Here is a 19,583-nt window from a genome sequence, read left to right on the forward strand (position 1 = left end):
GCTCGACCTGCCCGGCCCGCGCTATGGTCGGCGGTGGAGCCCTGAGCAGCCCGAGGAGGCCGCCATGACCGCCGAGACCGTCGCCTCGCACCGCCCCGCGCCCGATTGGATGCACCAGCCGATAACGGCGGAGGAGTACGACTCCCTGCCGGAGGAGCTGTGTGCTGACATCGAGATCGTGGACGGGATGGTCGTCATGAGCCCCAGTGCTACCTCTGGGCACAACCGGATCGCCAGGATCCTGGCCAACGCACTGGATGTCGCATCGACCCCCGAGTGGTTCGCCGACACCGACTTCGACGTCCGCGTCCGCGACATCCCGCTCACCAACCGACGCCCGGACGTCGTGGTCTACCGCGCGGAGGCCCAGCGGATCACGCCGAAACGCCCGGAGCATGTCCTCCTCCTGGTCGAGGTGGTCTCCCCGGGCTCCGAGACCACCGACCGCATCACCAAACCCGCCCAGTACGCCAAGGCGGGCATCCAGTACTACTGGCGGGTCGAGCAGTTCACCAACGCCGATCCCAAGGTCTTCACCTACGAGCTCGACCCGGAGACCGCGGCCTACCGCGCCACCGAGGTCTTCACCGGGCTGGTCAAGGCCACCGCACCCTTCGAGATCACGGCCGACCTCACCGGTCTCTGACCCGCCTCAGTCCCGCGCCGGCGTGTAGTACGACACCAGCTTCGCCACGCCCGGCTCCACCGCGTCCCAGCTGCCCTCGAAGGCCAGGACGGCGATGCCGGCCGTCGGGAAGCCGCGCTGGCGGAGCTGGGTGAGGGCGTCGCCGAGGCTCTCGTCGCCCGCGAGGACCTCGACGAGGTTCTGCACGCCGGGGTTGTGGCCGACCAGGAGGAGGTCGGCCACGTCGTCCGGGGTCTCCTTGAGCACCTCGATGATCTCGCCCGCGGTGGCGTCGTAGATCCGCTTCTCGAAGACCGTGTGGCGCTGGCGCTTGGGCAGCTCGTGGGAGACCAGCTTCCAGGTCTCACGGGTGCGCACCGAGGTCGAGCAGAGCACGTGGTCCGGGTTGATCCCGGAGTCCGCGAGCCACTCGCCCGCGACCGGCGCCTCCGCCCGGCCGCGCTCGGCGAGCGGCCGCTCGTGGTCGTCCACCTGGGGCCAGTCGGCCTTGGCGTGGCGGAGAACGATGATCCTGCGGGCGGTCGCGTCGTCGGTCATGGGGTCAGCTTGGCAGAAAACCGGCCCGCCGGCTCAGCTGTTGCGGATCAACCCATCGACTGGGCGATGGTGGCGATGATCGAGACGACGATCACCACACCGAGGAAGGTGCCGAGGATCCCCAGCAGCTTGCGGTGGCTGTTCGTGGGGTTGGGTTCGAGAACGGGCATGGGCAGAGTCTCGCATCCTTTTCCGCTCGGCCCGCACCGGGGTCCGGCTCCTCCCCGGGTCCCGCGCCCCCGAGGTCCGGTCAGGCCGCGGCGACCTCGTCCTCCACGAAGCGGTTGCGCGCCGCCCGCAGCCCGATCAGCAGCTGCGGCACCAGCAGCGCGCCCATGAAGGCCAGCGGCAGGTACCAGCCGCCGGTGCCCTGGTAGAGGACGCCGACCACGATCGGGCACGGGATGGAGATCAGGTAGCCGACCCCCTGCGCGAAGGCGGACAGCTGCGCCACCCCGCCGCTGGTGCGCGCCCGCAGCCCGATCATCGTCAGGGTGAGCGGGAAGGCGCAGTTGGACAGCCCCACCAGCAGCGCCCAGAGCCAGGCCCCGCCGGCCGGGGCCAGCGCCAGTCCGAGGTAGCCGGCGATCCCGCACAGCGCCAGCACCACCACGAACAGCCGCTGGTCGGCGCGGCGCGCGGCCAGGTTGGGCAGCACGAAGGAGACCGGCACGCCGACCGCCATGACCACGGCGAGCAGCACCCCGGAGGCGCCGGCGCTGATCCCGGAGTCCTGGTATATCTGCGAGATCCAGCCCATGGTGGCGTAGGCGCCGCCCGCCTGGCAGCCGAAGAAGCCGGCCAGCGCCCAGGCGGTGCCGCTGCGGGCGATCCGCAGCCGGCCCTCGGCCGCCGCGCCCTGCTGCTCGCCGCCCCGGCCGTCCCGGCGCAGCAGCACGGTGGCCACCCAGATCAGCAGCCCGACCGCGCCGAGCACCGCCCAGCTGCCCAGGCCGAGCCGCCAGCCGCCGCCCAGCGCGTTGGTCAACGGCACGCTGACGGCGGCGGCCAGCGCGGTGCCCAGCGACAGCGCCATCGCGTAGAGGCCGATCATCGGGCCGACCCGCTGCGGGAAGTAGCGCTTGATGACCACCGGGATGAGCACGTTGGCCACCGCGACTCCGGCCAGTGCGACCGCCGTGAGCAGCAGGAACGCCCCGGTGCTCGCGGCGAACGAGCGGGCCGCCACCCCGGCGGTGACGGCTCCCATCCCGGCGGTGACCACCAGGGTCGGCCCGAACCGCCGGGCCAGCCCCGGCGCGGCGAAGCCGAACAGCGCGAAGCAGAGCGAGGGCACGGCGGCGAGCAGGCCGGCCACCGTGGCGCTCATGTGCAGGTCGGTGCGGACCTCGCCGAGCAGCGGTCCGAGGCTGGTGACCACCGGGCGCAGGTTGACCGCGGCGAGCGCGACGGCGAGCGCGAGCAGCGTGCCGAGCAGCCGGGCGCGACCCTCGGTGCGGGCCGGCTCGGGGAGTGCGGGGGTTTCGGGGTGCTGGGTGGTCTTCTCGGCCGTGGGCATGGGCCACATCATAGAATGATGGGATGAATTAACCCAAGACGTTTCGGGGCTGCTCCGTTTCAAGGGCAAGATGGTTCCCCTGACCGCCCCCACCACCCCGAGGCGGCCTGGGACCGCCCCCCGACCTCCCCGGGTCGGCCTGGGACCGCGCCGGGCCGACCCCGAGGCCCGTCCGACCTTCAGAGGAGACCAATGACGCTGTCCTCGCCCCGGCGCACCCCACTGGCCGACCAGGTGATCGCCCAGCTGCGGGCGCAGATCACCTCGGGCGAGTGGCCGGTCGGCTCCCGGATCCCCACCGAGGCCGCCCTGGTGGAGGAGCTGGGGGTGGCCCGGAACACCGTGCGGGAGGCGGTCCGGGCGCTGGCGCACAACGGGCTGCTGGACATCCGGCAGGGCTCGGGCACCTATGTGCTGGCCACCAGCGAACTGGCCGGGGTGATGCACCGCCGGTTCTCGGGCGCCGAGCCGAGCCAGGTGGCCGAGCTGCGCTCGCTGCTGGAGGCCGCGGCGGCGTCACTGGCCGCCGACCGCCGCACCGACCGCGACCTGGGGCTGCTGGAGACCGCACTGGCCCGTCGCGACGAGGCCTGGTTCGGCGGTGACGCCGAGGTCTTCGTGCAGGCCGACGCCGCCTTCCACCAGTCGGTGGTGGCCGCGGCCCACAACGAGGTGCTGGCCGACCTCTACGCCGACCTTGGCGAGGTGCTCCGGGCCCAGCTGCGCCGGGACGTCGGCCCGGTGCTCTCGCCCGACAAGTACGTCGGCCACGACCGGATCCTGGCCGCGATCCGGCAGCGGGACGCGGCGGCCGCCGCCCGTGAGTCCGCCGAGGTGATCAACACCTGCAACCGGCCCGAGCACGAGTAGCGGGGCCGGACAGCACGCCGCCCCGGCCGCGCGGGTCGCGCGACCGGGGCGGTGCTCCGCATCCGGGCGGTGTCAGACGCCGATGGCGTGCAGCCCGCCGTCCACGTGGATGATCTCGCCGGTGGTCATCGGGAACCAGTCCGACAGCAGCGCCACGATGCCGCGCCCGGCCGGCTCCGGGTCGGTGAGGTCCCACTTGAGCGCCGAGCGGGTGTTCCAGGCCTCGGCCAGCTGCGGGAAGCCCGGGATCGACTTGGCCGCCATCGACGCGAGCGGGCCGGCCGAGACCAGGTTGCAGCGGATGTCCCGCTCGCCCAGGTAACGCGCCAGGTAGCGGTTGGTGGCTTCGAGCGCGGCCTTGGCCGGGCCCATCCAGTCGTACTGCTGCCAGGCGACCTGCGCGTCGAAGGTCAGGCCGACCACCGAGCCGCCGTTCTGCATCAGCGGCAGCAGCGCCATCGTCAGCGACTTCAGCGAGTACGCCGACACGTGCATCGCGGTGGCCACCGACTCCCACGGGGTGTCCAGGAAGTTGCCGCCCAGCGCGTCCTGCGGCGCGAAGCCGATGGAGTGCACGACGCCGTCCAGCCGGTCGCCCAGCTCGGCCCGCACCTGGTCGGCGATGCCCGCCAGCTGCTCGGCGTTGGAGACGTCCAGCTCCAGCACCTTGACCGGGGCCGGCAGCTTCTTGGCGATCCGCTCGGTCAGGCTGGGCCGGGGGAAGGCGGTCAGGATGATCTCGGCACCCTGCTCCTGGGCCAGCTTCGCGGCGTGGAAGGCGATGGAGGACTCCATCAGCACGCCGGTGATCAGGATCTTCTTGCCCTCAAGGATTCCGCTCATGTTGCTCAGTGACCCATGCCCAATCCGCCGTCCACGGGAATGACGGCTCCGGTGATGTACGCGGCCTCGTCGGAGGCGAGGAACCGCACGGTGGAGGCGATCTCGTCGGGCGCGGCGTAGCGACCGAGCGGCACCGACGAGACGATCTCCTTGCGACGCTCCTCGCTGAGCACCGCGGTCATGTCGGTCGCCACGAACCCGGGCGAGACCACGTTGACCGTGATGCCGCGCGGCCCGAACTCACGGGCCAGCGAACGGGCGAAGCCGACCAGGCCGGCCTTGGACGCCGCGTAGTTGGCCTGTCCGGCCGTGCCCGTGAGGCCGACCACCGACGAGATCAGCACGATCCGTCCCCGCCTGGCCCGCAGCATCTTGGCCGAGGCCCGCTTGACCACCCGGAAGGTCCCGGTCAGGTTGGTGTCGACCACCGAGGCGAAGTCCTCCTCGGTCATCCGGAGCATCAGGGTGTCCTTGGTGATGCCGGCGTTGGCCACCAGCACCTCCACCGGGCCCTGCTTCTGCTCGACCTCGGTCAGCGCGGCGTCCACCTGCGCGCCGTCGGTGACGTCGCAGCTCACCGCGAGCACGTCGTACTTGGCGAGCACCTCGGGGACCTCGCCGGACCGGCTGGTGATGGCGACCTTGTCGCCCGCCTCGGCGAAAGCCTGGGCGATGGCGAGCCCGATGCCCCGGTTGCCTCCGGTAACGAGAACCGACCGGCTCACGATTCACCTCTCCCTGTGTGGTCCCGCTGTGCGGGGGAAACGTACGCACTGTGACGCTATCGGTCGGCTCTCCGCCCAGGCGAATCGACCCTCGACAGGCCCTTCGCCGCAGAACTGTCGCCTTCCGACAATAGAGCTGACGATCTCCGCACCGCTCGCACCGCCGTTTCCCGCCCCAGGTGGGCGGCCCGCCCGACGACCCGACGGGCGGGAACCCCAGCGGCCGGACGCCCGTTGCACCGTCGGCGCGGCACGGGCGATGCGCTGCCGCGCCGCGACCGACTGCCGAGACACTCCTAGTAAGGGCGGCATCCCGATGAGCGATGCACTCCCCCGGGCCGGGCGCCGGGGCCGGCTGCTCACCCTGACCGCACTGGCCGCCGCTGGAGCGGGCGCCGCGGCCTGGGCCGCACGCGGCCTGCCCGGCGCGTTCGGGCGCGACCCGGACGGCCGCGACGAGCGGATCCGCAACTCCCCGCAGTACGCCGACGGCACCTTTCACAACGCGCCGTCCACGCTGGCCCGCACCCCCTCGGGCGAGCGACCGGGCCCCGGCACGATGCGCAAGGTGCTGTTCGAGAGCGAGGGCCGCGCCCCGGTGCGCCCGGTGCCGCTGGTCCGGGCCGCGCCCGCCGCCGCACCGGCCGACGGCGTCGCGGTCACCTGGTACGGCCACGCCTCCGCGCTGGTCGAGATCGAGGGCAGCCGGGTGCTGCTGGACCCGATCTGGAGCGAACGCTGCTCCCCGCTGGCCAACCTGGGCCCCAAGCGGCTGCACCCGGTGCCGGTCGCGCTGTCCGACCTGCCCCCGGTCGACGTGGTGCTGATCTCCCACGACCACTACGACCACCTGGACATGGCCACCGTGAAGGGCCTGCTGAGCAGCCAGTCGGCGCCGTTCGCGGTGCCGCTGGGGATCGGCGGCCACCTGCGCCGCTGGGGCGTGCCGGAGCACCGGATCATCGAGCTGGACTGGCAGGAGACCTGCACCCTGGGCGACCTGACCGTCACCCTGACCGCCGCGCACCACTTCTCCGGCCGCACCCTCAAGCGCAACACCACGCTCTGGGGTTCCTGGGTGATCGCCGGCCCGACCCGCAAGGTCTTCTACACCGGCGACTCCGGCTACTTCGAGGGCTACCGGGCGATCGGCGAGCAGCACGGTCCGTTCGACGCCGCGCTGGTGGCGATCGGCGCCTACAACGAGGCCTGGGCCGACATCCACCTCAACCCGGAGGACGCGGTGCTGGCGCACCGCGAACTGCGGGGCGGACTGCTGGTGCCGGTCCACTGGTGCACCTTCAACCTCGCGCTGCACCCGTGGGCCGAGCCGGTGGAGCGGCTGCTGGCCGAGGCCAAGGCGCAGGACGTGCGGGTGGCCGTGCCGCGCCCGGGCGAGCGGGTCGAGGTGGCGAACCCGCCGGAACCGGGCGCCTGGTGGATCGGCCTGTCGTGACCCGCCGCCGGGCCGCATGGGGCCCGGCCACCGCCTGGCGGCCCCTCCACCGCGTCAACGCGCTGCGTTAACTTCTGGCCTCGCACCGCCCGCAGGGGACATGATGCGGTGTCGGACCCGTTCCGGTCCGACACCCCGTCCTCGCACCCTCAGGGAGTCCGATGCCGCCGACACCCAGCAGCGCGCCGCCGGCCCACCCCGTCGACCCGCTCTTCCTCGCGCTGCCGATGCACCGCCTGGCCGACGCCGCCCTCGACCGGGCCCGCCGGCTGGGTGCCGGCCACGCCGACTTCCGCCTGGAGCGGGTCCGCAGCGCCAGCTGGCGGCTGCGGGACGCCAAGCCGGCGGGCAGCGCCGACTCCGTCCAGCTGGGCTTCGCGGTCCGGGTGCTGCTGGACGGCGCCTGGGGCTTCGCGGCCGGCGTGGAGCTGACCGAGCAGGCGGCCGCCGAGGTCGCCGAGCAGGCCGTTGCGGTGGCCCGGCTGTCGGCCCGGATCAGCGCGGCCGCGGGCGGCGGCGACCGGGTGGAGCTGGCCCCGGAGCCGGTGCACCGCGACGCCGTCTGGGTCTCCTCCTACCGGATCAACCCGTTCGACGTGCCGGACGCCGAGAAGACCGCGCTGCTGGCCGACTGGAGCGCCGCGCTGCTGGCCGCCGACGGCGTGTCGCACGTGACGGCGAGCCTGCTGACCGTGCAGGAGAACAAGTTCTACGCGGACACCGCGGGCACCGTGACCACCCAGCAGCGGATCCGGCTCAACCCGGAGTTCGAGGCGATCTCGGTGGACGAGCGCACCGGCGCCTTCGAGTCGATGCGCACCGTGGCGCCGCCAGCCGGCCGCGGCTGGGAGTACCTCGCCGGGGTCCCGGGGGCGTCCCCCGGGGGGCCGGGCCTGGCCGAGGGCTGGGACTGGGCGGACGAACTGGGCCGGATCCCCGGCTACCTGGCCGAGAAGGTGAAGGCGCCCAGCGTCGAACCCGGCCGCTACGACCTGGTGATCGACCCCACCAACCTGTGGCTGACCATCCACGAGTCGATCGGCCACGCCACCGAGCTGGACCGCGCGCTCGGCTACGAAGCCGCCTACGCGGGCACCTCGTTCGCCACCTTCGACCAGCTCGGCAAGCTCAAGTACGGTTCCGAGCTGATGCACGTCACCGGTGACCGCACCGCCGAACACGGCCTGGCCACCATCGGCTTCGACGACGAGGGCGTGGCCACCCAGTCCTGGGACCTGATCCGCGACGGCATCCTGACCGGTTACCAACTGGACCGGACCATGGCCCACTTGAAGGGCCTGGGGCGGTCCAACGGCTGCGCCTTCGCCGACTCCCCGGCGCATGTGCCGGTGCAGCGGATGGCCAACGTCTCACTGCAGCCGGCCATCGACGGGCCGGACACCCCGGGCCTGTTCGACGGGGTGGAGAACGGCCTCTACATCGTCGGCGACCGCTCCTGGTCGATCGACATGCAGCGCTACAACTTCCAGTTCACCGGCCAGCGCGCCTACGCCATCAAGAACGGCCGACTCGCGGGCCAGGTCAAGGACTTCGCCTACCAGGCCACCACCACCGACTTCTGGGGCTCGATGACCGCGGTCGGCGGCCCGCAGACCTATCTGCTGGGCGGCGCCTTCAACTGCGGCAAGGCCCAGCCCGGCCAGGTCGCCGCGGTCAGCCACGGCTGCCCGTCGGCGCTCTTCCAGCAGGTGAACGTGCTCAACACGCAGCAGGAGGCGGGTCACTGATGACGACGCGCGGCAACGCCCCGCACGAACTGGTCGAGCGCGCCCTGGAGTTGTCCAGGACCGACGGCTGCCTGGTGCTGGTGGACGAGGAGAGCACGGCCAACCTGCGCTGGGCCGGCAACGCGCTCACCACCAACGGCGTCACCCGGGGCCGCCGGGTCACCGTGATCGCGACGGTGGACGGCACCGAGGGCACCGCCTCCGGCGTGGTGGCCCGGGAGGCGGTCGGCGCGGCGGACCTGGAGGAGCTGGTCCGGGCGGCCGAGGCGGCCGCCCGCGACGCCGGCCCGGCCGAGGACGCCCAGCCGCTGCTGTCCGGCGAGGCCGCGTCCGCGGACTTCACCGCACCGCCGGCCGAGACCTCGATCGCCGTCTTCGACGCCTTCGCTCCGGAGCTGGGCGCCGCCTTCGCCCGGGCCAGGGCGGGCGGCCAGGCGCTCTACGGCTTCGCCCGGCACGAGCTGACCTCGACCTACCTGGGCAGCTCCACCGGCCTGCGGCTGCGGCACGACCAGCCCACCGGCACCGTGGAGTTCAACGCCAAGGCCGCCGGAACCTCGGCGTGGGTCGGCCAGGCCACCCGGGACTTCCGCGGGGTCGACGTGGCCGCGCTGCAGTCCCAGCTGGACGAGCGGCTGGCCTGGGGCAAGCGGAAGATCGACCTGCCGGCCGGCCGCTACGAGACGCTGCTGCCACCGTCCGCCCTGGCCGATCTGATGATCTACCTGGCGTGGAGCGCCTCGGGCCGGGACGCGGTCGAGGGCCGCACCGTCTTCAGCCGTCCCGGCGGCGGCACCAAGCTGGGCGAGCGGCTCACCGAACTCCCGCTCACCCTGCGCTCCGACCCGGCCGCCCCCGGCCTGGAGTGCGCGCCGTTCGTGCTCGCCCACTCCTCCGGCGGCGACCAGTCCGCCTTCGACAACGGCCTGCCGATCGCGCCCACCGACTGGATCCGCGACGGCGTGCTGAGCAACCTGGCGACCACCCGGCACTCGGCCGCCCTGACCGGCCTGCCGGTCCGCCCGTTCGGTGACAACCTGGTGCTGGAGACCGCCGACCAGGCCGCCGCGCCGAGCCTCGCCGAGCTGGTGGCCTCCACCGAGCGGGCCCTGCTGCTCACCTGCATCTGGTACATCCGCGAGGTCGACCCGGCCACCCTGCTGCTCACCGGCCTCACCCGGGACGGCGTCTACCTGGTCGAGAACGGCCAAGTGGTGGGCGAGGTCAACAACTTCCGCTTCAACGAATCCCCGGTCGACCTGCTCTCCCGGATCACCCAGGTCGGCCGCACCGAGCAGACCCTGCCCCGTGAGTGGAGCGACTACTTCAGCCGCACCGCGATGCCGGCGGTCCGGGTCAGCGGGTTCAACATGAGCTCGGTGAGCCAAGCCTCATAGGAGACAACGCACTTGACCATACCGCTGAACCCGAGGAGCACCGTCCGAACCTCGAAACTGCTCTCCCGGGTGCTGCGCCACGACCCCGGCGCGATCGGGATCACCCTGGACGAGGGCGGCTGGGTGCCGGTGGCCACCCTGCTCGCCGCCCTCGCCCGGCGGGGCACCAGGCTGACCCGCGAGCAACTGGACCACGTCGTCGCCACCAACGACAAGCAGCGCTTCGCGTTCAGCGCGGACGGCCTGCGCATCCGCGCCAGCCAGGGCCACTCCGTCCCGGTGGACCTGGGCCTGGCACCGGCCGCACCGCCGGCGGTGCTCTACCACGGCACCGCCGAGGGGAGCGTGGCGGCCATCCTCCGCGAGGGGCTGCACCCGATGCGCCGCCAGGACGTGCACCTGTCGGCGGACGTCGAGACGGCCACCCGGGTGGGGGCCCGGCACGGCCGCCCGGTGGTCCTGCGGGTGGACGCGGCGGGCCTGGTCGCCGCCGGGCACCTGTTCCGCCGCAGCGCCAACGGGGTGTGGCTCACCGATGCCGTGCCGCCCGCCTTCCTCAGCCGCCGCGCGATCGGCTGAGCGCCGCCCGCCCCGGTCTGCCCGGGCGGCGGACGGCGGCGTACCGTGGTGTCTGGTACCCGAACAAATCGGACCGGGCGGAATCGGTACCGCCGGGGCACCCAGCGGAGGCAGGAGAGATGGGCAGGAGCTCGGACGGTGAGGTGTTCCGGATCACCGGGGCCCGGAGCAGCCTCACGGAGGACGTCCGCGGGCGGCAGCGCCGCTACGTGATCTCGATGCTGATCCGCACCGCCTGCGTGCTGCTGGCCGTGGTGCTCTGGGACGTCGAGCGCTACCTGGCGTTCGCCGCGCTGGCGGGCGGGGTGCTGCTGCCGTACGTCGCGGTGGTGATCGCCAACGCCGGCCGGGAGCGCTCGCCCGGACTGCCGAGCACCTTCGACGTGCCGCCCACCACGCACCTGATGCTGGGCCCGGGCGGCCGGAGCGGCGCCGCGGAGCCGGAGTCCGACCGGGCCGGAGACCTCTGAGCGTAACCTGTCAGGCGGTCAGACTGACTCTCCGTGACGGGCGGGTCGGGTCACCACATTCTCATCACAGAATGCTGGTGTCCGATCCGCCCGTTTTTGCGGTCTTATGACGCCCACAAACCTCAGGAAAAGCTCAAATAAATCTTGAAAGCCCTAGCCAAGGCCCCCATGCGTCGTGACATACTGCGTACGCGCTCCGCATCCCCCGTCGGAGCGACGGACCGACGCCGGGCGGCTCCCCCCGTGGCCGCCCGGCGTCGTCATGCCTCCAGGCGGATGCTGCCCATTCATTGACGCGATCATGCCAGAAATCCCATGGTCAGTCGGCACGGTCGCCTGGCATAGTCCACCTGCGACGGTCCACGGGCGAGCGGCGCGGATGAGAGACTGCCGATCATGAGCATCGACTTCTTCGGCGACCAGCCCGAAGGGCCGCAGGGACCGCCGCAGTGCTCGGCCAAGGGCTGCCGGGCCGACGCGCACTGGGTACTGGTCTGGAACAACCCCAAGCTGCACACCCCGGACCGCCGCAAGACCTGGCTGGCCTGCGAGGAGCACCGCGAGCACCTGAGCCAGTTCCTGGGCGTGCGCGGCTTCCTGCGGGACACCGTGCCGCTGGCCGACTGGACCGGGGACTGACCGGGACTGACGAAGACCGATCGGGACTGAGGGGCCGACGAGGACCGAAAAGGCTGACGGCGGCTGCCGAGGACTGACGGGCCGTCAACTCGCTGGGGAGCAGCAGCCCTTCCGCCCGTCAGCCCCCGATGGCCGACATCGGCCGGTCGGGCTGGTGGAACTCGGGGTCGTCGATCCCGGCCCCGGCCTTCTTGCCCCACATCGCCACCCGCCACAGCGCGGCCAGCTCGGCATCGTCGGCGCCGGCGCGCAGGGCCGTGCGCAGATCGGTCTCCCCGGTCGCGAACAGGCAGTTGCGCACCTGGCCGTCGGCGGTCAGCCGGGTGCGGTCGCAGGCCCGGCAGAACGGCCGGGTGACCGAGGCGATCACCCCGACGGTGCCCGGCCCGCCGTCCACCAGCCAGCGCTCGGCCGGGGCGGCGCCGCGCGCGGCGGACGGCTCGGGAGTGAGGGTGAAGCGTTCGCCGAGCCGCTCCAGGATCTCGGTGGCCGTGACCATCCCGTCCCTGCTCCAGCCGTGCTGGGCGTCCAGCGGCATCTGCTCGATGAAGCGCAGCTGGTAGCCGTGGTCCAGGCTCCAGGCCAGCAGGTCGGCGGCCTCGTGGTCGTTGACCCCGCGCATCAGCACGGTGTTGATCTTCACGGGGGTGAGCCCGGCGGCCTCGGCGGCGGCCAGGCCGTCGAGCACGTCCTGGTGGCGCTGCCGGCGGGTCAGGGTGTGGAAGGTCTCGGCGTCCAGGGTGTCCAGCGAGACGTTGATCCGGTCCAGGCCGGCCGCCTCCAGTGCGCTGGCGGTGCGGGCCAGGCCGATGCCGTTGGTGGTCAGCGAGAGTTCGGGGCGCGGCTCCAGTTCGGCGCAGGCGGCCACGATGGAGACCAGCCCGGGGCGCAGCAGCGGCTCGCCGCCGGTGAACCGCACCTCGCGGATGCCCAGCTCGCGCACCGCCAGGCCGACCAGCCGGACGATCTCCTCGTCACTCAGCAGGGTCGGCTTGGCAAGCCACTGCAGGCCCTGCTCCGGCATGCAGTAGGTGCAGCGCAGGTTGCACCTGTCGGTCAGCGAGACCCTCAGGTCCACGGCCTGGCGGCCGAACGTGTCGAGCAACACGGTGCGCACCTTCCCCAGTCGCAAGCGGCGCCCGGCCCACCGTCGGGATGGACCGGGCGCCAGCTTAGACCAGGTGGATCTTCAGACCGGCTGGAGCTTTGGACCATCCCGCCCTTCGGACCAGCGTGATCTTTGGACCGGTGGCATCTTGAGACCGCCGCTCAGGACCGCGGTCAGTGCGCACCGATCCCGGTGAGGGAACGGACCTCCAGTTCAGCGTACTTCCCCTGGTCGGCCGGGCGCCGGGAGAAGACGGTGCCCAGCCAGCCGGCCAGGAAGCCCACCGGGATCGAGACCAGCCCGGGGTTCTCCAGCGGGAACCAGTGGAAGTCGGCGTGCGGGAAGAGCGAGGTGGCCTCGCCGGAGACCACCGGCGAGAACACCACCAGCACCACCGAGCTGACCAGCCCCGCGTAGATCGAGCTGACCGCCCCGGCGGTGGTGAACCGCTTCCAGTAGAGCGAGTAGAGCATGGTGGGCAGATTGGCCGAGGCGGCGACCGCGAAGGCCAGCGCCACCAGGGCGGCGGTGTTCAGCTTGTCGGCGTAGATGCTCAGGCCGATGGCGATCGCACCGATCGCCACGGCGGCCAGCTTGGCCGAGCGCACCTCCTCGCGTTCACCGACCTTGCCGCGGCGGATGACGTTGGCGTAGAGGTCATGGGCGAACGAGGCGGAGGAGGCCAGCGTGAGCCCGGCGACCACGGCCAGGATGGTGGCGAACGCCACTGCCGAGATCACCGCCAACAGGATCGCACCGCCGGTGGAGCCGGCGCCGCCGCCGAGCGACTGGGCGAGCAGCGGGGCGGCGGTGTTGCCGGCCGCGTTGGACGCCTTGACGGTCTTCGGGCCGACCAGGGCCGCCGCGCCGAAGCCGAGCGCCAGCGTCATCAGGTAGAAGACGCCGATGATCCCGATCGCCCAGAGCACCGACTTCCGGGCCGCCTTGGCGGTCGGCACGGTGTAGAAGCGCACCAGGATGTGCGGCAGACCGGCCGTGCCGAGCACCAGCGCCAGGCCCAGGCTGATGAAGTCCAGCTTGGTGGTGCCGCTCTCGCCGTACTTGAGGCCCGGCTGCAGGAAGGCGGCGCCCTTGCCGCTGGCGTGTGCGGCGGCGCCCAGCAGGGTGGACGGGTTGAAGTGGTACTTGGCCAGCACCAGGACGGTCATCAGCGCGGCGCCCAGGATCAGCAGCACCGCCTTGACGATCTGCACCCAGGTGGTGCCCTTCATGCCGCCGACGGTGACGTAGAGCACCATCAGCGCGCCGACCACCACCACCGTCCAGGCCTTGGCGGCGCTGCCCTCGATGCCGAGCAGCAGCGCGACCAGGGAGCCGGCGCCGACCATCTGGGCCAGCAGGTAGAAGACCGAGACCACGATGGTGGAGAGCCCGGCGGCGGTGCGGACCGGCCGCTGGCGCATCCGGAAGGCCAGCACGTCGGCCATGGTGTAGCGGCCGGAGTTGCGCAGCGGCTCGGCGATCAGCAGCAGGGCGACCAGCCAGGCCACCAGGAAGCCGATCGAGTAGAGGAAGCCGTCGTAACCGGCGAGGGCGATGGCGCCGGCGATCCCCAGGAAGGAGGCCGCCGACATGTAGTCGCCGGAGATCGCCAGGCCGTTCTGCAGGCCGGAGAAGCCGCGGCCGCCGGCGTAGAAGTCGGTGGCGGTCCTGGTCTGGCGGCCGGCCCAGACGGTGATGCCCAGGGTGACCAGGACGAAGAACGCGAACAGCGCCAGGGTCAGGTCGCGGTGGCCGGCGGCCTGGCTGGCCGCGAGGGCGGTCGCAGCCGGGTGGGCCGCGAGGGCGGTCACAGCCGGGTGGGCCGCTGCCGGCTGGATCCAGGTGGTCATTCGCCGGCCTCCTGCGGGGTCGCGCTCCGGGCCACCTGCTCGGCTGCGGCGGACGCGGCGTGGCGCAGCCGCAGCTCCTCGGCGATCGGGTCCATCCGGCGGTGCGCGAACCGCGCGTACCAGGCCGCGATGGCGAACGTGCTGACGAACTGCAGCAAGCCCATCAGCAACGCCACGTTGACACTGCCGAACAGCGTCTCGGCCATGAAGCCGTGCGCGTAGCTGGAGAGCAGGACGTACAGCAGGTACCAGAGCAGGAAGCCCACGGTCACCGGGAAGGCGAAGCCGCGCGTGGTGCTGCGCAGGGTGCGGAGGGCGGGGTCCTGGATGAGGTGGTCCACGGGACCGGGAGCGGTCGCGGTGTGGTCACCGCCGGCCGAGGGGCCGGGTTGAAGGGGATGGTCCACTCCATCTCTCCTGACGTCGTGATTCATCCAATCGGTTCTTCACATCGATGTACCCAGACTCTGGCCGAAATACATCGCTCGGCGAATTCACTGCACGAAAAGTCCGCGCGAGCGATGCCGATGCACGACACCGCCCGCGGTAAGGGGTTCACCGCACGTCAGACCGCCTGACGTTGCGTTTAATAATGGGCATTAGGAGGGATCAGGAATCGAACTCCTTTTCCTGATGCGGATGGAATTTCGAATCCGGGCGACTTTCGCACACGCTCCGGAGGAACACGGCCCGGAAGAACGCACCCCGAACGGCGATCCGTCGGAGCGCGGGCCGTCAGAACGCGATGCGCACCTTGAGCGCCGAGCGGTCGTCCATCGCCCGGTATCCGTCCGGCACGCCATCCAGGTCGACCGTGCGGTCGAAGACCAGGCCGGGCTCGATCCGACCGTTCAGGACGTCGGTGAGCAGCTCCGGGATGTACGCGCGGGCCGGTGCGACACCTCCGCCGAGCGAAACGTTCCGCCCGAACATCTGGCCGATGTCGACACCGGCGCTGCCGCCATGCGGCACCCCGACATAGCCGACCGCGCCGCCGTCCCGGGCGATCGAGATCGCCGTCCGCATCGACTCCTCCGTCCCGACGGCCTCCAGCACCGCATGCGCACCCTGACCGCCGGTCAGCTCGCGCACCGCCTCGATGGCCGCCTCACCGCGCTCGGCCACCACATCGGTGGCTCCGAACCGCCGGGCGATCGCGGTGCGCACCTCGTGCCGACCCAGCGCGATGATCCGCTCCGCGCCCAGCCGCTGCGCCGCCAGCACGCCGCACAGCCCCACCGCGCCGTCACCCACCACGGCGACCGTGGCCCCCGGGCGCACCTTGGCCGCCACCGCCGCGTGGTGGCCGGTGGCCATCACGTCGGAGAGCGCCAGCAGGCTCGGCAGCAGCGCCTGGTCCGTGGCCGCCTCCTTGGGCAGCCGCACCAGCGTGCCATCGGCGAACGGCACCCGGACCGCCTCGCCCTGGCCGCCGTCCGAGCCGACGCTCCCCCAGAAGCCACCGTGCGGGCAGGAGGTCTGCAGGCCCTCGCGGCAGTAGTCGCAGACGCCGTCGGACCACACGAAGGGGGCAACCACGAAGTCGCCCGGCTTGACGCCGGTCACCCCGGCACCGACCGCCTCGACGATCCCGAGGAACTCGTGTCCGATCCGCTGGCCCGCCTCGCGGGCCGCGACCCCCCGGTAGGCCCACAGGTCGCTGCCGCAGATACAGGCGTTGACCACCCGTACCACCGCATCGGTGGGCTGCTGGACGACGGGGTCGGGGACCTCCTCGATCCGGATGTCCTGGGGTCCGTGGATCACGGTGGCGCGCATAAGTGCTGTTCCTCACATCGACATATGGATTGTGCCGGTTGTACGACCAATCCCATTCGTCACCTTATTCCCGAGGCTGCCGACGCCGCCCCTTAAGCTGGTGCACCATGCACGCGCTCCCGCCGCCGGCCGGCCCGATCCCGTCCCAGCGCACCGGCACGGCCGAGGCCGCCGGAGCGGCGGTCGGCACACCCTCGGACGATTCCGAGCCGGCCGGCGATCACGCCTCCGGTGGGTTCGTGGTGGTCGACGTCGAGACCACCGGTCTGGGCCGCACCGACCGGGTGATCTCCATCGGGCTCTACCGGCTGGACGCCGACGGCAACGAGATCGACCACTGGTACACCCTGGTCAACCCGCAGCGCGACCCGGGCCCGGTCTGGATCCACGGCCTGACCAGCGCGATGCTGGCCGACGCCCCGACCTTCCCGGAGATCGCCGAGGAGTTCGCGCAGCGGTTGCGCGGGCGGGTGATGGTGGCGCACAACGCGCTCTTCGACTGGAACATGATCTCGCGTGAGTTCGCCCGCGCCGGGTCGCGCGCGCCGGTGGAGCAGCGGATCTGCACCATGGTGCTCTCCCGGGACCTCGGCCTGCCGCTGCCCAACGGCCGACTCGCCACCCTCGCCGAGTACTTCGGAGTGCAGCAGCGCCAGGCGCACAACGCGCTGGACGACGCCCGGGTGCTCGCCGAGGCCTTCCGCCCTAGCCTGCAGTTGGCCCGCAGCGGCCGCGTGGCGCTCCCGCTGACCACCTGTGTGGCCGTCACCGACCTCGGCGAGGACACCGCCGCGGCGCCGCTCGCTCCGGCCCGCGGCTCCTGGTCGTCCTCCTACCGCCAGACCCGCAAGCGGCCGCCGTGCCCGTACCCCAACCCGGGGCGCTGGCAGGAGGGCGGGCCGCTGATCCAGGGCATGCGGGTGGCCATCACCGGCGACACCGCCACCGATCGCGAACTCCTGGAGGACCGGGCGATCGCCGCCGGGCTGCACATCGCGGGCTCGGTGAGCCGGCTCACCAGCCTGCTGGTCACCAACGAGCCCGGCAGTTGGAGCGGCAAGGCCCGCAAGGCCCGCGAGGTCGGCACTCCGGTCATCGGCGAGGACGCCTTCCTGCAGTTGCTGGCCGACGTCGCGCCGCACCCGGACCCGGGCGCCGTCCGGCGATGAGGGTGCGCCCGCCCGTGCGACGGGCCCTCACGCGCAGGCGCCTCACGCGCAGGTGCCCCATGCGCAGGTGCCCCATGCCCAGGTGACCCATGCGCAGGTGCCTCACGCCGGGCCGCCCCCACCACCACAGGCGGGTCCCGCCCGGCGCCCCGGCCCTGACCGCCGGGCCCGTCCCGGCACCGGCAGGCTCACCGGCCCGCACCCGCTGACGGCCGTCCCCCCGCGCACCCCGCCCGCTGCGGCAGGATGGGCACCATGGATCTCGGACTGCAGGACAAGGTGTACGTGCTCACCGGCGCCAGCCGCGGCCTCGGCTTCGCCGCCGCCCGCGAACTGGTGGCCGACGGCGCCCGGGTGGTGCTGACGGGACGACACGAGGAACGCCTCGACGCCGCCGTCTCCGCACTGGGCGGCCCCGACCACGCCCACGGCGTCGCGGCGGACAACGCCGACCCGGCCGGCGCGGAGCAGGTGGTCGCCGCCGCCACCGACCGGTTCGGACGCTTCGACGGGATCCTGATCAGCGTCGGCGGCCCCGCCGCCGGCCCCGTCCTCACCGCCGCCGAGGACGACTGGCGCAGCGCCTTCGAATCGGTCTTCCTCGGCGCCCTTCGCCTGGCCCGCACCGCCGCCGAGTCCCTCACCGCCGGCGGGGTGATCGGCTTCGTGCTCTCCAGCTCGGTCCGCCAGCCGATCCCCGGCCTGGGCATCTCCAACGGCCTGCGCCCGGGCCTGGCGATGGCCGCCAAGTCGCTCGCCAACGAGCTGGGCCCGCGCGGCATCCGGGTCCTCGGTCTGCTGCCCGCCCGCATCGACACCGACCGGGTGCGCGAACTGGACGCCCTCGCCCCGGACCCGGCCGCCGCCCGGGCCGCCGCCAGCGCCGCGATCCCGCTCGGCCGCTACGGCACCCCCGAGGAGTTCGGCAAGGTCGCCGCCTTCGCCCTCTCCCCGGCCGCTTCCTACCTCACCGGCGTGATGATCCCCGTCGACGGCGGCGCCCTTACGGCCCTGTAACCTCCCTGCCGCTCCCACGCCCGGCCCCGGTGCGACCCGGGGACCGGCGGGAGCAGGGGGCCAGGGGCCAGGGGGCCGGTGGAGGCAGGGCGACCGGTGGCGGCAGGGGTCAGGGGGTCAGGATGATCTTGCCGGTGACGGTTCCGGACTCCGCCAGGCGCAGCGCCTCGCCGGCCCTGGCGAGCGGCAGCCGGGCCGCGACGGGGGCGCTGATCTCGCCGCGGCGCAGGGCCGCGAGGACCTCGGCAAGGTCGGCGCGCAGCCGGGCACGGAACCGGCTCTGCTGGAGCTTCTTCCCGGCCCAGATGTTGTAGAAGTGGGCCCGGCGACCATTGGGCAGGGCGTTCCACAGCCAGGTGCGGGCGAGGATCTTCAGCACGGGCCACTGCTTCGAGCCGGTGTCGTCGCGGGTCGAGGCGCTGCCGTAGGCGACCAGGGTGCCGCCGGGGGCGAGCAGGTGCCAGGAGTCGATCACGCTGCGCCCGCCGACGTGGTCGAACACGGCGTCCACCCCGCCGGGAGCCAGCTCCCGAATCCGGGCCGGCACGTCACCGGTGCGGTAGTCGACCGGAGTGACGTCCAGGGCGCGCAGCGCGTCGTGGTGCCGGGCGGAGGCCGTGCCGATCACCTTCACGCCTGCCGCGCGGGCGAGTTGGACCAGGATCAGGCCCACACCACCGCCGGCGCCGTGCACCAGTACGGTCTGGCCGGCCCGGACCCGAGCCGTGCGGTGCAGCATCTGCCAGGCGGTGACGCCGTTGACCACGACGGTCTCGGCCTGCTCCGCGGTCGGCCCCTCGGGCACCTCGACCGCGTCCCGGGCGTCGACGAGCACGTGGCTGGCCCAGCCGCCCACCTTGACCAGTGCGGCCACCCGGCGTCCCACCAGGCCCGGGTCGACTCCCGCACCGGTCGACTGGACCCGGCCCACCAGGTCGTAGCCGGGCACGAACGGGAACGGGGGCTGGTCGTAGTACCGCCCGCGGCGCATCTGCTGCTCGGCGAAGGAGACGCCGGTCGCCTCCATGGCGATCAGGATCGTCCCGGGGCCGGGCTGGGGCACGGAGGCGTGCCTGACCTGCAGTTCCTCCGGTTCCACAACGCCCGGCAGAACCACCTGGACGAAGGCGTGGTCGGTCATGGCAGTCCCTCATTCCCTAGAAGGTCTTGCTTGCGTTAGAAGTTATAACACCTAGCGCCGGTGACCGGCAATCGCATTGGTGATACC

20 protein-coding genes are annotated in these 19,583 nt (G+C 72.5%); 10 read left to right on the plus strand and 10 right to left on the minus strand.

Translation table 11 applies throughout. From position 1 onward, the window contains the following. The first annotated feature begins 64 nt into the window (after positions 1-64). Entirely contained in the window at positions 65-646 is a 582-nt protein-coding gene (locus tag LN042_RS14215) for a Uma2 family endonuclease (RefSeq protein ID WP_230051552.1), read from the plus strand. Between the two features lie 6 nt (positions 647-652). Here LN042_RS14215 and LN042_RS14220 read toward each other — a convergent pair whose 3' ends face one another. The 3 genes from LN042_RS14220 to LN042_RS14225 all read right to left on the minus strand — a co-directional run bounded on the left by LN042_RS14220 (position 653) and on the right by LN042_RS14225 (position 2,702). Further along, positions 653-1,183 (minus strand): SixA phosphatase family protein, encoded by a 531-nt coding sequence (locus tag LN042_RS14220; RefSeq protein WP_230051553.1) that lies wholly within the window; start codon positions 1,181-1,183, stop codon positions 653-655. Positions 1,184-1,230: 47 nt separating this feature from the next. After that, positions 1,231-1,353, minus strand: a complete 123-nt coding sequence (locus tag LN042_RS37270) for an SGM_5486 family transporter-associated protein (protein WP_283843727.1) — start codon at positions 1,351-1,353, stop codon at positions 1,231-1,233. 80 nt (positions 1,354-1,433) lie between these two features. After that, a complete protein-coding gene (locus tag LN042_RS14225) occupies positions 1,434-2,702 on the minus strand; it encodes an MFS transporter (RefSeq protein ID WP_230051554.1) in 1,269 nt (422 codons plus the stop codon). A gap of 192 nt (positions 2,703-2,894) precedes the next feature. On the opposite strand from LN042_RS14225, the gene LN042_RS14230 reads away from it, so the two are divergent. After that, positions 2,895-3,572 (plus strand): FadR/GntR family transcriptional regulator, encoded by a 678-nt coding sequence (locus tag LN042_RS14230; RefSeq protein ID WP_230051555.1) that lies wholly within the window; start codon positions 2,895-2,897, stop codon positions 3,570-3,572. Positions 3,573-3,644: 72 nt separating this feature from the next. On the opposite strand, the gene fabI is transcribed toward LN042_RS14230, so the two are convergent. Together fabI and fabG are read right to left on the minus strand one after the other, a co-directional pair. Next, positions 3,645-4,415, minus strand: coding sequence for an enoyl-ACP reductase FabI (gene fabI / locus LN042_RS14235; protein ID WP_230051556.1), 771 nt, complete (start codon positions 4,413-4,415; stop codon positions 3,645-3,647). A 5-nt stretch (positions 4,416-4,420) separates the two neighbouring features. Next, entirely contained in the window at positions 4,421-5,140 is a 720-nt protein-coding gene (fabG, locus tag LN042_RS14240; RefSeq protein WP_230051557.1) for a 3-oxoacyl-[acyl-carrier-protein] reductase, read from the minus strand. A 316-nt stretch (positions 5,141-5,456) separates the two neighbouring features. On the opposite strand from fabG, the gene LN042_RS14245 reads away from it, so the two are divergent. The 6 genes from LN042_RS14245 (at position 5,457) to LN042_RS14270 (ending at position 11,429) form a co-directional block, all read left to right on the plus strand. Next, complete coding sequence (locus LN042_RS14245) at positions 5,457-6,596, plus strand: MBL fold metallo-hydrolase (RefSeq protein WP_230051558.1); 1,140 nt, start codon at positions 5,457-5,459, stop codon at positions 6,594-6,596. Between the two features lie 161 nt (positions 6,597-6,757). Beyond that, on the plus strand, positions 6,758-8,344 hold the full coding sequence (locus tag LN042_RS14250) for a TldD/PmbA family protein (protein ID WP_230051559.1): 1,587 nt from the start codon (positions 6,758-6,760) through the stop codon (positions 8,342-8,344). After that, complete coding sequence (locus LN042_RS14255) at positions 8,344-9,741, plus strand: metallopeptidase TldD-related protein (protein ID WP_230051560.1); 1,398 nt, start codon at positions 8,344-8,346, stop codon at positions 9,739-9,741. The genes LN042_RS14250 and LN042_RS14255 overlap by 1 nt, the downstream gene beginning before the upstream one ends. A gap of 24 nt (positions 9,742-9,765) precedes the next feature. Then, positions 9,766-10,320, plus strand: a complete 555-nt coding sequence (locus tag LN042_RS14260; RefSeq protein WP_230051671.1) for an RNA 2'-phosphotransferase — start codon at positions 9,766-9,768, stop codon at positions 10,318-10,320. A 119-nt stretch (positions 10,321-10,439) separates the two neighbouring features. Then, complete coding sequence (locus LN042_RS14265; protein WP_230051561.1) at positions 10,440-10,790, plus strand: DUF3099 domain-containing protein; 351 nt, start codon at positions 10,440-10,442, stop codon at positions 10,788-10,790. Between the two features lie 396 nt (positions 10,791-11,186). Further along, a complete protein-coding gene (locus tag LN042_RS14270; RefSeq protein ID WP_101382868.1) occupies positions 11,187-11,429 on the plus strand; it encodes a hypothetical protein in 243 nt (80 codons plus the stop codon). A 118-nt stretch (positions 11,430-11,547) separates the two neighbouring features. On the opposite strand, the gene moaA is transcribed toward LN042_RS14270, so the two are convergent. From moaA to LN042_RS14290, 4 genes are all read right to left on the minus strand, one after another. Next, positions 11,548-12,537 carry a GTP 3',8-cyclase MoaA gene (moaA, locus tag LN042_RS14275; RefSeq protein ID WP_230051562.1) on the minus strand — a complete coding sequence of 330 codons (990 nt, stop codon included), beginning with the start codon at positions 12,535-12,537 and terminating at the stop codon, positions 11,548-11,550. Positions 12,538-12,710: 173 nt separating this feature from the next. Next, positions 12,711-14,390, minus strand: coding sequence for a monocarboxylic acid transporter (locus LN042_RS14280; RefSeq protein ID WP_230051563.1), 1,680 nt, complete (start codon positions 14,388-14,390; stop codon positions 12,711-12,713). Then, positions 14,387-14,797, minus strand: a complete 411-nt coding sequence (locus tag LN042_RS14285) for a DUF485 domain-containing protein (RefSeq protein WP_230051564.1) — start codon at positions 14,795-14,797, stop codon at positions 14,387-14,389. Before LN042_RS14285 ends, LN042_RS14280 begins: the two co-directional genes overlap by 4 nt. 328 nt (positions 14,798-15,125) lie before the next feature. After that, complete coding sequence (locus tag LN042_RS14290; protein WP_230051565.1) at positions 15,126-16,169, minus strand: zinc-dependent alcohol dehydrogenase family protein; 1,044 nt, start codon at positions 16,167-16,169, stop codon at positions 15,126-15,128. A gap of 107 nt (positions 16,170-16,276) precedes the next feature. Between LN042_RS14290 and LN042_RS14295 the strand changes: the two genes are divergently transcribed. Together LN042_RS14295 and LN042_RS14300 are read left to right on the plus strand one after the other, a co-directional pair. Then, positions 16,277-17,338 carry a DEDDh family exonuclease gene (locus LN042_RS14295; protein WP_230051566.1) on the plus strand — a complete coding sequence of 354 codons (1,062 nt, stop codon included), beginning with the start codon at positions 16,277-16,279 and terminating at the stop codon, positions 17,336-17,338. A gap of 255 nt (positions 17,339-17,593) precedes the next feature. After that, on the plus strand, positions 17,594-18,355 hold the full coding sequence (locus LN042_RS14300; protein WP_230051567.1) for an SDR family oxidoreductase: 762 nt from the start codon (positions 17,594-17,596) through the stop codon (positions 18,353-18,355). Between the two features lie 109 nt (positions 18,356-18,464). On the opposite strand, the gene LN042_RS14305 is transcribed toward LN042_RS14300, so the two are convergent. After that, positions 18,465-19,496, minus strand: a complete 1,032-nt coding sequence (locus LN042_RS14305; RefSeq protein ID WP_230051568.1) for a medium chain dehydrogenase/reductase family protein — start codon at positions 19,494-19,496, stop codon at positions 18,465-18,467. Positions 19,497-19,583: the final 87 nt, after the last annotated feature.

Origin of the sequence: Kitasatospora humi, from assembly GCF_020907985.1 — a bacterium.
GTDB lineage: Bacteria > Actinomycetota > Actinomycetes > Streptomycetales > Streptomycetaceae > Kitasatospora > Kitasatospora humi.

What these genes read in the sequence shown, in the direction of transcription:
- LN042_RS14250 (WP_230051559.1), top strand. Translation starts at nt 6,758, where the DNA reads ATGCCGCCGACACCCAGCAGCGCGCCGCCGGCCCACCCCGTCGACCCG.
- LN042_RS37270 (WP_283843727.1), bottom strand. Translation starts at nt 1,353, where the DNA reads ATGCCCGTTCTCGAACCCAACCCCACGAACAGCCACCGCAAGCTGCTG.
- LN042_RS14290 (WP_230051565.1), bottom strand. Translation starts at nt 16,169, where the DNA reads ATGCGCGCCACCGTGATCCACGGACCCCAGGACATCCGGATCGAGGAG.
- LN042_RS14220 (WP_230051553.1), bottom strand. Translation starts at nt 1,183, where the DNA reads ATGACCGACGACGCGACCGCCCGCAGGATCATCGTTCTCCGCCACGCC.
- LN042_RS14225 (WP_230051554.1), bottom strand. Translation starts at nt 2,702, where the DNA reads ATGCCCACGGCCGAGAAGACCACCCAGCACCCCGAAACCCCCGCACTC.
- LN042_RS14295 (WP_230051566.1), top strand. Translation starts at nt 16,277, where the DNA reads ATGCACGCGCTCCCGCCGCCGGCCGGCCCGATCCCGTCCCAGCGCACC.
- fabI (WP_230051556.1), bottom strand. Translation starts at nt 4,415, where the DNA reads ATGAGCGGAATCCTTGAGGGCAAGAAGATCCTGATCACCGGCGTGCTG.
- LN042_RS14305 (WP_230051568.1), bottom strand. Translation starts at nt 19,496, where the DNA reads ATGACCGACCACGCCTTCGTCCAGGTGGTTCTGCCGGGCGTTGTGGAA.
- LN042_RS14270 (WP_101382868.1), top strand. Translation starts at nt 11,187, where the DNA reads ATGAGCATCGACTTCTTCGGCGACCAGCCCGAAGGGCCGCAGGGACCG.
- LN042_RS14300 (WP_230051567.1), top strand. Translation starts at nt 17,594, where the DNA reads ATGGATCTCGGACTGCAGGACAAGGTGTACGTGCTCACCGGCGCCAGC.
- LN042_RS14215 (WP_230051552.1), top strand. Translation starts at nt 65, where the DNA reads ATGACCGCCGAGACCGTCGCCTCGCACCGCCCCGCGCCCGATTGGATG.
- LN042_RS14230 (WP_230051555.1), top strand. Translation starts at nt 2,895, where the DNA reads ATGACGCTGTCCTCGCCCCGGCGCACCCCACTGGCCGACCAGGTGATC.
- LN042_RS14245 (WP_230051558.1), top strand. Translation starts at nt 5,457, where the DNA reads ATGAGCGATGCACTCCCCCGGGCCGGGCGCCGGGGCCGGCTGCTCACC.
- LN042_RS14255 (WP_230051560.1), top strand. Translation starts at nt 8,344, where the DNA reads ATGACGACGCGCGGCAACGCCCCGCACGAACTGGTCGAGCGCGCCCTG.
- LN042_RS14265 (WP_230051561.1), top strand. Translation starts at nt 10,440, where the DNA reads ATGGGCAGGAGCTCGGACGGTGAGGTGTTCCGGATCACCGGGGCCCGG.
- LN042_RS14280 (WP_230051563.1), bottom strand. Translation starts at nt 14,390, where the DNA reads ATGACCACCTGGATCCAGCCGGCAGCGGCCCACCCGGCTGTGACCGCC.